The organism is uncultured Cocleimonas sp., assembly GCF_947495625.1.
Lineage (GTDB): Bacteria > Pseudomonadota > Gammaproteobacteria > Thiotrichales > Thiotrichaceae > Cocleimonas.
The window spans coordinates 1-15212 of the sequence record NZ_CANLZW010000035.1; the positions used below are offsets into that span (position 1 = coordinate 1).

Genomic DNA, 15212 nt, shown 5'->3' on the forward strand with positions numbered 1-15212 from the left:
GTTAATTGAATGATTTACATCTCCAATTATGGCACTTTGATGCCGCATTAAAGAGGAGGAGACCATCTCATCACCTTATAGGCACTTTTAATTTAAACAAAATTAATCATGGAAGCTTATAAATCTGGCATAATAAAAACGACTTATTTGATTAATATATTCATCCAACAATAATCTAACAAGAAACAGGTGCTGAATTTCTGGTTGTTTAAACAAAAGTTCTGATAAATCGTAGTTTAATAATAGTTATTAGATGCTTAGAAGGGATTTGGTAAACATGTAAAATGAGTTATCGGGAATCCCAATAATATTATTAAGAGGGACAGAGTCCTTATTAATAGACTGCTATGTGTCACAAGGATAATCATATTTTTGAATTTAGTAGATACTAAAACCTACAGGACAGATATTGATGGCCTAAGAGCAATTGCTGTTTTTGCTGTAATAGCTTTTCATTTCGGTATTCTTCCTAATGGATACTTGGGTGTTGATGTTTTCTTTGTGATAAGTGGATATTTAATAACTGGAATAATTGTTAGAGAGCTGAATAATAAGCGGTTTTCAGTTTGCAATTTCTATATTCGACGTATGAGACGAATACTTCCTTTAACGCTATTTTTGACTCTTGTTTCTTTATTAATTGGCATAGCTGTCATGTTGCCAGACGACCTTGAAAATTTGGCTCAATCAGTCATAGCCACAAACCTATTTGGAAATAATATACTACAAGCCATAACTACAAAAAATTACTGGGATGTTGTCAATGAATACAAACCATTAATGCACACTTGGAGCCTAGGTGTAGAAGAGCAATATTATTTAATATACCCATTGCTATTATTAATGATTGGGAAAAACCAAGGAAAATGGTTACTTCCAACGTTATCGATACTTGCGATAACATCGCTTGTATTGTACTTCTTACCATTCAAAAATCATGAGAAATTTTATTATCTTCCTTTTCGATTCTTTGAATTAGCTTTAGGTGGTATTGCAGCAATATATTTTAAAGAAAAGGTTGTTGTTCATAAGTATGCTGCAATTTATGTGGGTGCTTTGATTATGATCTTGTGCATAGACCCAATATTCCTGCCGAGTCAAAGCGCGCTTCTTATTACAATAATACTAACTTTAGGGATAATCATAACGGCCAATGATAAAAATAAGATAGCCTCTTTTTTGTTGCAAAACAAACTATCTATAGCATTTGGATTAATAAGTTTTAGCTTATACATGTGGCATCAAATTGTTTTGTCATATGAAAAGTACTTTGTGTTGCCAAAGCCAGAACCAATTCATCAGACCTTAATGCTTTTTCTTATAATTATTCTTTCTGCGTTAAGCTACTATGCAATTGAACGACCATTTCGAAACAAAAATAAGGTTAGTACGGGTGCGCTTTTATCAGTTTTAGGTTTGTTATTTACTGTTAGCACAATACCTTCCCTTTACATTTATTGGAAGGGAGGTGTTATAAGAGATGTGCCAGAGCTAGGTATAAGTAGATCGAACGCTATTCGGGGTATTCATGCAAAATACAACGCTCGTATTTATGATTATGACAGACCATTCAGCAGCAACTCAAATAAAATAAAAGTTCTTGTGTTAGGGAATAGCTTTGGCAGAGATTGGGCTAATGTTTTGCTTGAATCAAAATATAAGTATTTAATAGAACTATCATATATTTTTAAGCCGCGTAAGCACCCTGAACTTCAATCCAGATCTGTTCAGGCAGATATTATTTTCTACTCCACTAATAATCAAAAAAAAGTAGCAAAATTCCGCCTAAGCAGGCTAAAAACTTTCATGGTTGGTCCTAAAAACTTTGGATTAAATAATGGGTATTTTTATAATTACTCAGGTCCTAATAAATTTAGGCAAAGAACCTTGATGGAAGAGGGCTACTTGGAAAAAAATGAAAAACTAAAACTTGAGTGGGGAAGTAAATATATTGATTATATCGCAGAAATAATTGATGGAAATAACACCGTTCCTGTTTTCACTCCAGAAAATATGTTCATTAGCCAGGATTGTCGGCATTTTACAAAAGCGGGCGCAACATATTTTGCTCATCTATTTGAAGATAAGTTAGCATTGTTGTTTAATGACGTTAAAAATAACGAATAAGGCATATAGCAATCACATGCCAACGGATAGAAAAAAGCGCCACTCATTCTACTTTTTTTGACGATCATGTGAGGCGTTAAATATTAAAAATACCACCTAAATACACGCTAAAGTCTAGAATCGTCTTGCAGACGAACTAGTCTTAAACTCATGGTAAGTAGGGGGTATCATTTACTCTATTAAGCAAGCTCAGTAGCCAATAAATCAAAAATCATTCTGATTCTTCTACTTGTATTGAGCTCTCGATGGGCTGTTAGCCAGATGGGAAATTCTATCGGTTTGAGTGTTGGCAGAGCCTGTACCAACGCTGGTTCTATTTTGACTAATCCTTCTGGCATTATACCTAATCCTGATTTTACCAGTCCCCAGAAGTCATTTCTAGTTCTTGGTGAACCTATAAAAGCCCCCCCCCACACACTTACAGGCATTTTTTCTTCTAATAAAAACAAATCACGAAAGCCGCCAAATCTGGCATAATTAAAACGGCCTATTATGTAAATCTATTAAACAAACCAGAATCAAACAAACGCGGTAACCCGCATACGTAGGTTAGATAAGCTTGCGCCATCTAACGCATGATGACTGGCACATAATCAATTCCTCTGCCATTGGTAGTAAATTCTCGAAACCCAGATGACGCTATCGCTTATCTAGGCTACATTCCAGGCAATACACATCCATGACTAAGATGAATAGTCGAAGTGGATAAAAAGTGCCCAAAAGTAGGGGGGTGACTTAAGTCATTGTAATAACATCTATCCCAGTTTGATCATTCTACATCGACGATTCCTTTCGGAATCTACGATGGACTTTTCAGTCTCTTGGTGAGCCTTGAAAAGCCACTTTTTCCGGTAGGTAAATTTAACATTTTTCCTTAAACGAACTTTGGTACGTTACTATGCCAAAGTAAGGAGTAATTAATGGTTAAAGAGATACTTTTAAAATCTACTATTACGTGCCCAGTCTGTGAGCATAGAGAAACGGAAACTATGCCAACGGATGCATGCCAATGGTATTACGAGTGCACAGAATGTAAAACCCTGCTTAAGCCGTTAAAGGGTGACTGCTGTGTTTTTTGTTCTTATGGGACTGTTGCCTGCCCACCAATACAGGAAGGGACAAACTGCTGTTCAACATAAACGCAGTAACTCACATACTTAGGTTAGATAAGCTTGCGCCATCTAACGCATGATGACAGGCACATAATCAAGTCCTCTACCACTGGTGGCAAATTCTCGAAACCCAGATGACGCTATCGCTTATCTAGGCTACATTCTAGGCCATTCATAGAATGAAAAAAGGAGGTGTTAATTGATCTATTACATAACTAAAATAGTAATAACAACCGTTCTGATTGTAGCTATCTCCGAGATTGCTAAGCGAAGTTCTTTTGCTGGTGCGCTATTGGCATCTATACCACTGGTTTCGGTGTTAGCGATGTTGTGGCTATACGTAGACACTAAAGATGTTGAGAAGGTAAGCGCTCTATCAACGAGTGTCTTTTGGCTTGTATTACCTTCTCTTACTTTGTTTATCGCATTGCCACTTCTATTAAAACAAGGTTTGAATTTTTACGTGAGCATTAGCATCGCTATTGCAATTACTGTCGGCGCATATTGGCTTATGCTGACAGTTTTAAATTACTTCGGGGTTGAGTTATAGATGCGGGATAATAAATCACGGGTCAGGTGTTTTTGATTACATTTTTTATTAACAGATTTGAAGATATTTTTTAGGATGGATAACCCAAATTATGACAGCCAAGGTTGAAATATACGGTACCAGTTTTTGCAGACACTGCGTGGATGCCAAGGAGTTTCTTAAAGCGAAGGGTGTTGACTATGAGGAGTACCTGCTAGATCTGATGCCACTCGACAAAGATGCGATGATCGAGCGCTGCGGGCAGAAGTCTGTGCCGCAAATATTCATCAATGATCAGCACATTGGTAACTTCACTGATCTAAAAGCATTGGATAGCAGTGGTAAGCTGGATGAGTTACTCGCTAGCTAATAACTATTTTAAGCGTTACTTTCAAAAAACGCCCAAAAGTAGGGGGGTGACTTAGCAATCGTAATAACATCTATTCCAGCTTGAACATCGACGATTCCTTGTGGAATCTACGATGGACTTTAGTGAGCTTATCGTTTTGTTTTTTAAACGAATAACTCAGCCGAGTTTACGAGACAACAGCTTTGCTGACCCGATAGGGTGAGGCTTTAGCCGAATAATTATTTGACTTGTCATTCTTGGCTTTTGGTAAGCCTAATAAAGCCACCTCCCCACTTTAGGGCATTTTTCTCATCGGTGTTTAAATCAGGAAACCGCTAAAATAGGAATAATTTAAATAATGAATATGGAAACTTTACAGATACTCTTTCCCTTCTGGGGAGTTCCAGCCTTATTTCTATTAAGTGGCTTGATTATTATTTTGGTCACAAAAAAACTTTGGATTAAGCGAGGTCTGATTTATTTCTTTATAGCTTATGCTCTTTCCTTTTTTCTTGGTTTTAGTGGTATAGGAACTGATAGAAGCTCAACAGCATCATTAGGTTATTTAACATTACCTGTAATTTCACTTATTCCTGCAATTCTTGCTTGTGGCTTAGGTATTAGTCATTATTTTTATAATCTGAAAAAGAAGAATAATGAGACGGGGAAAGTGGCTCTTCTGTTAATGATAATTTTTGGTATTTTGGTTTTGATACCTTATTACTACCAGACACAATACTGGTTTAAAGAAATAAAGCAGAACAAGGAATTTGCCGAAAACTCAAAAAAACAAACACTAGCTCTTGAAGATAATACCTTGAAATTAAAGGTAGAGCTGAAAGAAAACCCAGGCAAGGAATTAGGTATTCTTGAGAGCCTTGCAAATACAACAGATAGAACACAGTTGATTCCTATTGCAAAAAGCAAATATGCATCAATAGAGTTGTTAGATGAATTAAGTAAATCAAATGATTTGGGTGTGGTTTTAACGGTAGTTAGAAACCAGAATACATCTGCTGAAACACTCGAGAGAGTTTTTACAAGCCACTCGTATCCGGATTACTTTTTTAACGATTTGGCATCTAATCCGAATACTCCGATAGTTATATTGGAGGATATTTATAAGCAGAAACATAAAAACAGTGGTATTGCTCAAAACCTTGTAAAAAATCCTGTCACACCTAAAATAATTCTTGAAAAACTTAGTAGCGAAACAGAAGTAAGAGTGTTTCATGCCTTTGTGAAACGCTTAGATTCTAGGTGTGATTTTCTGGATGAGATGAAAGAAAGAATTAATCCAAAGCAAAAAACGTATGGTGTTTATAAATTTGCAATGTCCGACTATAAAAGAAAATGTATTAAGAAATAACTAACTAATTAACATAGAGTCAGTGATTATTTAAAAAAACCACCTAAAAGTAGGGGGGTGACTATAAATTTAATTCGAAAGAATCTGCTCCAGGAATTTTTGGGTTCTATCCATTTCTGGATTGTTAAAAAATTCGTATGGGGCTTTTTCTTCGATTATTTCGCCGACATCCATAAAGATCACTCGGTCGGCGACAGATTGTGCGAATCCCATTTCGTGGGTGACACAAATCATGGTTATACCGCTTTCTGCCAGTTCGACCATGACATCTAACACTTCTTTGATCATCTCTGGATCGAGGGCGGAGGTTGGTTCATCGAAGAGTAGAATTTTTGGACTCATACACAGTGCGCGGGCAATCGCGACACGCTGTTGTTGCCCACCTGAGAGTTGTCCCGGGTATTTATCTGCCTGATCCCCGATTCCGACACGGTGTAGATGTTTTAAGGCTATTTTTTCTGCTTCTATTTGCGGCAGTTTATTCGCCCAAACTGGCGCTAAGCAGAGGTTTTCAAGAATCGTCATGTGAGGAAACAGATTGAACTGCTGAAAAACCATACCCACTTCACGACAGACATTATCGATTTGTTTTTCGCTACCTGCCAGTTCTTGCTGATCAATGAAAATTTGACCTTCTTGTATTTCTTCCAGGTGATTGATGCAGCGAATCAGAGTGGATTTTCCGGAGCCCGAAGGACCGCAAATAACGATGCGTTCCCCTTTATGAACTTTCAGGTTGATGTCTTTAAGTGCATGAAAATCGCCATACCATTTATTCACATTTTTGAATTCGATGGTTATCTCATTGTTGTTTATGGCGTCGTTGTCTATGGTATCGCTGTCTCGTGTATTTTCTGTCATTTCAGGCTCTTAATTATTTTTGTAAAACAGGGTCAGATTTTTCTAAATGAGCGCCATAACGGCTTAGGGAATAGCAGATTGAAAAATAAACCACGGCGCCAAATACATAGGCTTCGGTTTCAAAACCTAGCCATTCAGAATCCAGAGAGGCTGATTTAATCATACCCAAGAAATCCAGTAGCCCCACAATGATAACCAGTGACGTGTTTTTAAACATGGAGATACAACGCCCTATCAGCGGCGGTAACACGTGACGCAGCGCTTGTGGCAATACAATCAAATAAAGTGTTTTAGGGTAGCTAATTCCCAATGAAGATGCGGCTTCAAATTGCCCTTTAGGCAGTGCTTGCAGTCCACCACGGACGACTTCTGCGACATAAGCGGCAGAGAAGAAAATCATTCCGGTTTGAATGCGCAACATATTATCGATAATGAAACCGGGCGGTAAAAACAATGGCATCATCACTGATGACATAAACAATATCGTAATAAGAGGCACACCACGGACCGTTTCGATGAAGCCGATGCACAGTGATTTAGTAATGGGTGATCCTGAAAAGCGCCCTAAGGCTAATACGATGCCCAATGGAATTGAGACGATAATACCGACGAGTGCCAGCAATACGCTCAGCATCAATCCGCCCCACGATGACTGATCGACTTCGTTTAAGCCAAAGCCACCACCAATAATCCAGTAACCAAAAACAGGTAGCAGCAACCACGCTACTATCAAGACTTTTCCTTTCAAGTGATTGGTAATGGTCGTGATGATCAAAATAGCCAATACCAATGCACCAACAATTCCACGCCAACTTTCTGCTGCGGGGTAAACGCCAACCATTAACACACGAAATTTGGCCGCGATAAATGACCAGCAAGCGCCATCGGGACTGGTTTTGCAGTTTGCAGCATCACCCACCCAGGTGGCTTTTATAAACGCCCATTGGATAACTTGCGGAACGGTTAATGCTATTATCGCGATCAGGCTCAACGCTAATGCAGAGTTAAACCAGCCGTTAAAGACATGGTGTTTAAGCCAGTGCAGAAAACCTTTTGCTTGGGCAGGTGCCTCACGATCGGGCTTGGGAACAAAAATAGTTGGATTAGTCATCTGTCTTACCTTTCAACTATTTGAACGCGGCTGTTTAGCCAGTTCATGAGAGCGGAGATGATGAGATTGATGGTCATATAAACGGCCATCCACATTGCAATGATTTCTATCGCTTGGCCATTTTGACCAATAATCGTGCCGCCTATTGAGACCATATCGGGATAACCAATAGCCACCGCCAGCGAACTGTTTTTCACCAAGCTCGTATAATCATTAGTGGTTGCCGGAATAGTCACACGCAGAGCCTGAGGTAATAATACTTTACGAATAATCACGCTTTTAGGTACGCGTAATGCCCTCGCTGCCTCGATTTGACCTGCAGGAACGGACTGCAATCCACTGCGTACGTTTTCTCCAATATAGGCAGCGGTATAAAGTATTAAGCCTAAGAGTAAGGCGGAAAATTCAGGTTTTAAGACAATGCCGCCAACAAAATTGAAACCTTTCAATTCGGCGTATTCCAAACTCATCGGTTTACCCAGGATGAAAAATACCAATAACGGCAATACTATAATCACTAACAGTGAAATCAGCGTTTTCGGTAACGCCCGACCGGTGCGAATCTGTAATTTTTTCGCCCACTTTGTGAAAAAGTAAGCAATAGCAATGGCTGCAAAAAATGCCGCCACCACAAGCCCAAAGCCATCATGCGCAATCGGATCTGGAAGGTACAAGCCTCGCCGGCTTAGAAAGACACCTTCAATCGGGTTGAAGGGTGTTTTTGCGCGTGGCAAAGTGCCAAGAGCCACTGTATAAATAAATAGCAGAGTGAGTAATAGCGGAATATTTCGTAAGGTTTCAACAAAAAATGCGGATACCTTGGAGATTACCCAGTTTTTAGAAGTACGACCGACACCTACGATTACGCCTAAAATGGTCGCAAATATAATCGCAATAAATGATACAAATAAGGTATTTAAAATACCGACTAAAAAAGCAGTGCCGTAGCTTTTGGCAGGGCTGTATTCGATGAGGCTATCACTGATTGGCAGACCAGCTTCGCTATTTAAAAACTTAAAACCAGAATCAATTCCGCGTGCCGTCAAATTCTCCTGGGTTGTTAATAACAGGAAATACGAACCATAAAAAATCAGTCCAAGCACAAACATTTGACCGACTAGGCCGCTGACACTGATATTGTTAAAGCTTTGTTTAATCTGACTGACGAGGGTTTTCAAGCAAACTACCTAAGTGTGGGAAATGAAGGATGTTCTGATTCACTTTAATTATTTTTAAATTATCTAGACGCACCTATAACTTCCACAAGTTTATCTTAATAAACAATGATCCATTCAAAACCATCTGCGTAGGTACTTAGAGTAGTTACGCAGATGGTTTTGAATGGGAATATTTATCTTAAAGGTGAAGCGTAAAGAATTCCGCCTTTACTCCAGAGCTGATTAACGCCGCGCTCAAGACCTAAGGTTTTGGTTAAGTTGCGCTCATATATTTCGCCGTAATTACCCACACTTGTGATTGCGCGAAGTAGCCAGTCGTTATCCAGACCAATAAAAGTACCTAGGTCTCCTGTTTTACCTAGCATACGTTGCACTGTAGGGTCTGTAGATTTGGCTTTCATCTCTGCTGCATTCGCCGCCGTAACACCTTTTTCTTCAGCGTTAATTAAGCCGAAAATAACCCAGGTGATAATATCTTTCCATTGATTATCTCCATGACGAACTAATGGTGATAGTGGTTCTTTTGAGATGATTTCTGGAAGAATGAGATGATTTTCAGGGTCTTTTAACGTCGTTCTTAAAGAGGCTAATTGGCTTGTATCGGTTGTAAATACATCACAGCGACCTGAAGCGTAAGCATTGAGGGCTTCTTTTTTACCGTCAAAAACAACGGCTTCTAATTTCAAATTATTGGCTCTTGAGTAATCGGCAATGTTTAGTTCGGTAGTTGTACCTGTGGTTACACAAACACTTGCTCCACTCATTTCTTTGGCACTTTTGATGCCGTCTTCTTTACGTACCATAAAACCTTGACCATCATAGTAAACAACCGCAGTAAAATCGGCCCCTTCTTTGGTGTCTCGTTTCATCGTCCAGGTAGTTGTACGCGAGGTTAAATCAACCTGTCCGCTGGTTACGGCTATTATTTTCTGCTTTGATGCTAATGGTACAAACTTTATCTTAGTCGGATCACCAAGCACTGCCGCGGCAACAGCACGACACATATCGACATCTAAACCAACCCACTTACCGGAAGAATCAGGATTAGAAAAGCCCGGAACACCTTCACTAACACCACAGCTTAAAACACCTTTCTTTTTTACATCTTCCAATGTACTTGCACTGGCGGTAGTCGTGATCATTGCTAACCCTAAAATGAGGGCTGAAACTTTTGTAAACTGAAATAGTTCTTTCATCTGATTTTCCTTTGTTTTTGCAAAAATTGCTTTCAGACCTAAGTAGCATTTAGCTAAATAGTGGTCTAAGACACTAATATACTAGTAAATAAATTTGATAAAGCAAATGAAGTACGATTAATAGTTAAAATACGCAAAACTAAATCAATGTTTACACTTGCGGCTCTCTACGACTGTTTGACTATTAGATAAGTGCTGGATAAAAATGCCTAGCTCTGCATAAATTCCAATGTCGTTTTTATAAAACAAAAACGAGTTGTTATTTAAGTAGGGGAGTGACGTTGTTTTCCAGATGCTGGCGTGGCCCATTCTGAAGATGTATTTATCGTTTATTTACTAAAAATAAAGAAAGCAAAAACTAATGCACAAATCCTATGCAATGGCATGCAAGAACCATGTAAACGAAGAAGCTTTTAAAATCCTTAGAAAAGTATTGGGCGAGTGATTGGAAATAACACGTTTGGGGGCTTAAGACTATAAAATCCACCCCCCTACTTATAAGGACTTTTTTGTTGTTATGTCATTTGAGTGGTCATTTAACTGCGATATATCGTTTCGATTAGGTGATAGCCAAACTTGGTTTTAACAGGGCCGTGTACTTTAAGGACAGGCTTTTTGAATACCACATTATCAAATGCTTTCACCATTTTTCCGGGACTGAATTCTCCTAGGTCTCCGCCTTTTTTCGCAGAGTTACAAATTGAATGTTTCTTCGCCAGCATTCCAAAATCTTTACCACTGGCGAGTTGCTTTTTAAGCGACTCAGCTTCTTCTTTGGTCTTCACTAAAATATGTCTTGCGCATGCCTTTGCCATGGTGGAACTCGTTGCTGTTTGATAGAAACTGAGTTTACTTTAAATCAGGCATTATTTGGTAAATCTTAAAGCGTGTTAATCATGGCTTATGCTTATATATGGGATCTTTACACGAAAGATATGACGGATAAAAATGACTTAAATCTCCCAGATTTCTCCTAAAAATACGGTCAATAGCCATGCTATTCACCTTATTTTTATGAAAAACCTGAAAAATTACGCCCATTTTTCTATCGCCATGATCTCGTGTAAAGATCTCATAAAAAAACTACAAATAGAGAAGTATACTTTTAACTATAATATGATAAGCAGATTACACCAGAGAGGAGTCACCAATGAACAGTCAAAGCATTGCACCTAAGCTACAAACCTTTGTAGACGGGGTTTCAGATTTACTGGATCAGAATCAAGTCGAGGCTGAATTTCATCCTGAGGTTGGTGAGTTACTGAAGGAATTGGTGAAAGAAGATGATTGGCTAGACCCTAAATATGCAGTGCCTCATCCTGAGTATTATCAGCAGTTTTTACTTCATGTTGATCCGCAAGAACGATTTTCTGTGGTGAGTTTTGTCTGGGGACCCGGTCAGCAAACACCGGTGCATAATCATACGGTTTGGGGTGTGATTGGCATGCTTCGTGGGAAAGAGCGTGAGCAACACTATGAAGCAGGGAGTGATAATTCACTAATAGCGAAAGGTGATGAAGTGACTTTGTCTCCCGGTGATATTGGTTTTGTTTCGCCAACGATTGGCGATGTGCATCGTGTGAGCAATGTCTATGACGATCAGGTATCTATCAGCATACATATTTATGGTGGTGATATTGGCAAAATCGAAAGGCATGTTTTCCCTACTGATGGCAGTCCGAAAAACGATTTTATTTCTGGTTACACGACACCGGCTTAAGCAGATAAAAAGATGAATTACAAAGATTACGATTACGTCAGACAGTGTTTATTAAATCGAGAAGAAATCTGCTTGCTGGATGTTAGAGAAGAAGCCCCGCATGCCGAAGGCCATCCCTTATTCGCGGCAAATTTCCCTTTTTCTTCGATCGAATTGAATGCGTATACCAAACTGCCGCGATTTGACGTACCCATCGTGACTATTGATTCTGGAGAAGGGCTTGCAGAAGCATCGGCAACACGATTTATAGAGCTGGGTTATACCAATGTGTCCGTTTTTGAAGGCGGGATTGAAGCCTGGTCAACTGCAGGTGGTGAGTTATTTATCGATGTAAATGTACCCAGTAAATCCTTCGGAGAATTGTTGGAAGCTACTTGCGATACGCCATCAATGCCCGCGGAAGATGTGAAAAAGATGATGGATAACAATGCGGATATGGTTGTTGTCGATGTACGCCGTTTTGATGAATATAACACTATGTGTATCCCCAGTGGCATTAGCGTTCCCGGAGCAGAATTAGTGTTGCGGGTACCTGATATCGCAACGAATCCAGAAACCACCGTCATCGTCAATTGTGCGGGCCGCACCAGAAGTCTGGTAGGTGCTCAATCACTGGTAAATTCAGGATTACCAAACCCTGTTTATGCCTTACGTAATGGCACGATTGGTTGGACCTTGGCAAAGCAAGAGTTGGTAACAGGGCAATCCCGAACCTACAGTCAAACAGGTGATGAAACCCGGCAAATCGCCAGTGAAAGAGCAAGAGGTGTGGCGGATAGAGCGGGTGTTAGACGCGCGACGAAAGACGATCTGAAAAGTTGGTCTGAGCAAGTAGATCGCACCACCTATTTCTTCGATGTACGCAGTTTTGATGAGTACGAAAAGGGTCATCTATCTGGTTTCAATCCCATCCCCGGTGGACAATTAGTGCAAGAGCTAGAAATGTATGCACCAGTTAGAGGTGCGAGAATTGTGCTAGCCGATGACGATGGTGCGCGTGCCAATATGTCCGCATCGTGGTTGGTACAAATGGCGTGGGATGTGTATGTGCTGGATGGTTTGCAAGCAGCAGACTTCTCGGTAACAGGAAAATGGCAAACTCGCCTGCCAGAAAAACCTCAAGCTGAAACACTATCAGCTGAAACATTAAACAGTTGGATTCAGGATAACAGCGATGTCACTATTCTGGATTTCGCCAAATATGTTACTTATGTAAAAGGGCATATTCCTGGCGCTAACTATTTAATTCGATCGCAGTTAGAACAACAGAGCGTCGCGTTACCAAGCACATCAAAATTAGTCCTTACCAGTGATGATGGTGAATTAGCTGCCTATGCTGTGGCGAATATTCAAGGTCTAACTAGTGCCGATGTTTTTGTATTGTCTGGCGGTACGCAAGCCTGGGCAAAAGCAGGGTATGATTTGGAAGAAGGCGAAACACATTTGCTTTCAACACCAATAGATCGTTATAAAAGGCCTTATGAAGGAACCGCAATCACCGATGATGTGATGCAGGCTTATTTGGATTGGGAATACGGTTTAGTGGATCAATTAGCTAAAGATGGTACGCATCATTTTAAACCACTAAAGGTATCTGCTTAGGGTTTCCTCTCTGATTGATCGATTTAAGCTATTGATAAGCATGGTTTTAAGGTTATTGTTTACAGGCATAGTGTTTAAGGTCACCCCCCACCTTTTGGGCACTTTTTTAGAAATTGATTAGCTTAGAGAATAAGAATGATTTCTGTGTGGTAATCATAAACTATTCATATTCTGTAATGCTTTAATCTAATACTAAATTTACTGATTTATTTTATAAATATTGCTCTAAATATGAAATTTCCAGACGGATTATTTTTGTGAATTCTCGGCTTGGAGCACATCAGAAAAAATAAAGTTGTCATTAACTCTAATTATTTTTATAAATATCAAATAGATAAGTATAACCTGCTTCTGAGTCTCTTGTTTTAAACTCCAAAATTCCTACTTTTTAACTATTTGTTTTTCTGTTGAGATAGAAAAACTAACCTTATCGGTTAGTATTTTTAACGCATTTAGATGTATTAGTGTTTTATTCAAATCTGTACTATCGTTGACATAAGTTACACATTTTAAATGTTTTTTTGATAAGGAAAGGTGTTGTTGGGATGGCTTTAAAAGAGTTACCACTTGTTGATATTGTTATCTTTGGTGGACATGGAGATCTCGCATTACGTAAGATAATGCCAGCGCTGTATTATTTGTTTTGGCAGAATCATTTAGATCCTAGAAGCCGAATTTTCTCAACGGTACGCTCTGATGAAACTGAAGAGGAGCATCGTCAGTTAGTGCTCGATAAATTCCGTGAATTTCACCCAGATAATATTTATTCTGATGAGACCTGGTCGGTATTCGCGTCACAGCTTTTCGTAACAAAAATGGATATTAGTGATGCAGCTAATTATCAACCCTTAGCTAACGCATTAAATGAATTTCCTGATCGAGAAAGAATCAATTATTTATCTACACCCTCTTCTTTATTTGGAGATATTTGTACTGCTCTGAATGCTAACGGTTTGATAACGTCAAAAAGTCGTGTGGTATTAGAGAAACCTATTGGACATAACCTGAATTCTTTCAAAGAAATTGATGACACAGTCTCTGCTGTTTTTCTTGAAAGCAGCATTTTTCGTATCGATCATTATCTGGGTAAAGATACGGTTCAAAATCTTCTGGCCTTACGTTTTTCAAATACTTTATTTTTGCCATTATGGAATAACAAAAGTATCGATCACGTACAAATCACTGTCGCGGAAACTGTCGGTGTAGAAGGTCGCTGGGGCTATTACGATAAATATGGCGCGATGCGCGATATGGTGCAAAACCATCTTATGCAGTTACTTTGTCTTATTGCGATGGAACCTCCGAGAAGCCTTGAAAGTGATAGTGATAGTGTCCGTAATGAAAAAGTAAAAGTACTAAAGTCTTTACGTAAACTGAGCAGTCGTGAAGTCGCAGAAAAAACCGTCAGAGGTCAATATAAGGAAGGTGTTAGCTGTAATAAGTCTGTGCCTGGCTATTTGGAAGATGACGATAAAGTACGTGAAAGTGATACCGAAACCTTTGTTGCCGTTAAAGCCGAGATAGAAAACTGGACATGGAATGGCGTGCCATTCTACTTGCGTACAGGTAAACGTATGTCAGGTCGTTTTTCTGAAATTGTGATTCAGTTTAAAGACGTTCCACATTCTATTTTCCCTAATGATGGTAAAGCACTCGAGCCAAATAAACTGATTATTCATATACAGCCAGAAGAAAGTATCCGCTTGTTGTTAATGAATAAAGTGCCTGGTTTAAGTCAGGGTATGCGACTTAGACCGGTAGAACTTGAGCTTAATGTGGTTCCTGATGATCCTCGTTCACCAACTGCTTATGAGCGTTTATTACTGGATGTGATCAAGAATGATGCAACCTTGTTTATGCGTCGTGATGAAGTGGAGGCGGCATGGGAGTGGGCAGACAATATTTTAGATACCTGGCATGAAGAGAATATTACTGTGAAAAAATATTCTGCAGGCACCGATGGCCCAAGTTCGGCCGTTGCATTAATCGAGCGTGATGGCAGAAGCTGGCACGAAGATTCCTAATAATTTTACATTTAGTGTAATTAACAAATAGCAA

At 39.3% G+C, this 15212-nt stretch carries 14 protein-coding genes; 9 read left to right on the forward strand and 5 right to left on the reverse strand.

The window, feature by feature from the left end:
- Window positions 1-372: 372 nt before the first annotated feature.
- From Q1A31_RS16865 to Q1A31_RS16890, 6 genes are all read left to right on the forward strand, one after another.
- The gene (locus Q1A31_RS16865) at window positions 373-2127 is read left to right on the forward strand and encodes an acyltransferase (protein ID WP_299879490.1); all 1755 of its coding nucleotides are present in this window, start codon (window positions 373-375) and stop codon (window positions 2125-2127) included.
- Between the two features lie 261 nt (window positions 2128-2388).
- On the forward strand, window positions 2389-2604 hold the full coding sequence (locus Q1A31_RS16870; protein ID WP_299879493.1) for a hypothetical protein: 216 nt from the start codon (window positions 2389-2391) through the stop codon (window positions 2602-2604).
- 443 nt (window positions 2605-3047) lie between these two features.
- Window positions 3048-3266 carry a GDCCVxC domain-containing (seleno)protein gene (locus tag Q1A31_RS16875; protein WP_299879496.1) on the forward strand — a complete coding sequence of 73 codons (219 nt, stop codon included), beginning with the start codon at window positions 3048-3050 and terminating at the stop codon, window positions 3264-3266.
- A 172-nt stretch (window positions 3267-3438) separates the two neighbouring features.
- On the forward strand, window positions 3439-3789 hold the full coding sequence (locus tag Q1A31_RS16880) for a DUF3147 family protein (RefSeq protein ID WP_299879499.1): 351 nt from the start codon (window positions 3439-3441) through the stop codon (window positions 3787-3789).
- Between the two features lie 91 nt (window positions 3790-3880).
- On the forward strand, window positions 3881-4138 hold the full coding sequence (gene grxC, locus Q1A31_RS16885) for a glutaredoxin 3 (RefSeq protein ID WP_299879501.1): 258 nt from the start codon (window positions 3881-3883) through the stop codon (window positions 4136-4138).
- A 337-nt stretch (window positions 4139-4475) separates the two neighbouring features.
- Window positions 4476-5486 carry a hypothetical protein gene (locus tag Q1A31_RS16890; RefSeq protein ID WP_299879503.1) on the forward strand — a complete coding sequence of 337 codons (1011 nt, stop codon included), beginning with the start codon at window positions 4476-4478 and terminating at the stop codon, window positions 5484-5486.
- A 69-nt stretch (window positions 5487-5555) separates the two neighbouring features.
- Here Q1A31_RS16890 and Q1A31_RS16895 read toward each other — a convergent pair whose 3' ends face one another.
- The 5 genes from Q1A31_RS16895 to Q1A31_RS16915 all read right to left on the reverse strand — a co-directional run bounded on the left by Q1A31_RS16895 (window position 5556) and on the right by Q1A31_RS16915 (window position 10647).
- A complete protein-coding gene (locus Q1A31_RS16895) occupies window positions 5556-6347 on the reverse strand; it encodes an amino acid ABC transporter ATP-binding protein (protein WP_299879505.1) in 792 nt (263 codons plus the stop codon).
- A gap of 13 nt (window positions 6348-6360) precedes the next feature.
- The gene (locus tag Q1A31_RS16900) at window positions 6361-7458 is read right to left on the reverse strand and encodes an amino acid ABC transporter permease (RefSeq protein WP_299879506.1); all 1098 of its coding nucleotides are present in this window, start codon (window positions 7456-7458) and stop codon (window positions 6361-6363) included.
- 5 nt (window positions 7459-7463) lie between these two features.
- Window positions 7464-8504, reverse strand: a complete 1041-nt coding sequence (locus Q1A31_RS16905) for an amino acid ABC transporter permease (protein WP_299879508.1) — start codon at window positions 8502-8504, stop codon at window positions 7464-7466.
- Window positions 8505-8809: 305 nt separating this feature from the next.
- Window positions 8810-9832 (reverse strand): amino acid ABC transporter substrate-binding protein, encoded by a 1023-nt coding sequence (locus Q1A31_RS16910; protein WP_299879510.1) that lies wholly within the window; start codon window positions 9830-9832, stop codon window positions 8810-8812.
- A 536-nt stretch (window positions 9833-10368) separates the two neighbouring features.
- Window positions 10369-10647, reverse strand: a complete 279-nt coding sequence (locus tag Q1A31_RS16915; protein ID WP_299879512.1) for a peptidylprolyl isomerase — start codon at window positions 10645-10647, stop codon at window positions 10369-10371.
- Between the two features lie 335 nt (window positions 10648-10982).
- Between Q1A31_RS16915 and Q1A31_RS16920 the strand changes: the two genes are divergently transcribed.
- The 3 genes from Q1A31_RS16920 to zwf all read left to right on the forward strand — a co-directional run bounded on the left by Q1A31_RS16920 (window position 10983) and on the right by zwf (window position 15178).
- Window positions 10983-11552 (forward strand): hypothetical protein, encoded by a 570-nt coding sequence (locus tag Q1A31_RS16920; protein ID WP_299879514.1) that lies wholly within the window; start codon window positions 10983-10985, stop codon window positions 11550-11552.
- Between the two features lie 12 nt (window positions 11553-11564).
- Window positions 11565-13154, forward strand: a complete 1590-nt coding sequence (locus Q1A31_RS16925; protein ID WP_299879516.1) for a rhodanese homology domain-containing protein — start codon at window positions 11565-11567, stop codon at window positions 13152-13154.
- A gap of 545 nt (window positions 13155-13699) precedes the next feature.
- A complete protein-coding gene (zwf, locus tag Q1A31_RS16930; protein WP_299879518.1) occupies window positions 13700-15178 on the forward strand; it encodes a glucose-6-phosphate dehydrogenase in 1479 nt (492 codons plus the stop codon).
- Window positions 15179-15212: the final 34 nt, after the last annotated feature.